General features: G+C 59.3%; 1 protein-coding gene. It reads right to left on the bottom strand.

Features of this window, described 5'->3' with window-relative positions; all coding sequences use genetic code 11:
* Positions 1–308 (bottom strand): transposase (locus IOC61_RS15980; protein ID WP_195689738.1); only part of this gene is annotated, 308 nt, incomplete at its 3' end.
* Positions 309–432 lie beyond the last annotated feature (124 nt).

Below are 432 nucleotides of genomic sequence, written 5' to 3'. Positions count from 1 at the left end.
GGCACGCTCTCAATGGCCAAATCGATACCCACGAAGTCGCGCATCGCCTGGCTATCGTAGATGGCATCTTCAAGTGCCTCGTCGGCGAGCGCATACCACTGTTGCAGGAAGTAGATCCGCAGCATGCGCTCCAGGCCGATAGGCGGACGGCCGCGCTTGCCCGCTGAATTCGGGAAGTAAGACGGCGACAGCGCTTCGATGAGCCGTTGCCAAGGCACCAGCGCCTCCATCTGGGCCAGGAACCGCTCGCGGCGGGTTACCTTCTTCTTGTTCTGGTGCTCAGCCTGGGCGAAAGAGATCTGCTTCATCGGATGGCTCGGTCAGGTGGTGACAGGGTAGCCAGATTTTACCCCGCCGACTGCTGTCAGGCAGCTGTGGCGGGATTTATGCAGTGTTTCCTTAAGGAACCACTGATCAATTCGGTTTCGAGCG

This window comes from Halomonas sp. KAO (assembly GCF_015595025.1).
Taxonomy (GTDB): domain Bacteria; phylum Pseudomonadota; class Gammaproteobacteria; order Pseudomonadales; family Halomonadaceae; genus Halomonas.
Note: the sequence above shows the minus strand (reverse complement) of the source record. Positions and strands in the feature narration are given on the sequence as shown.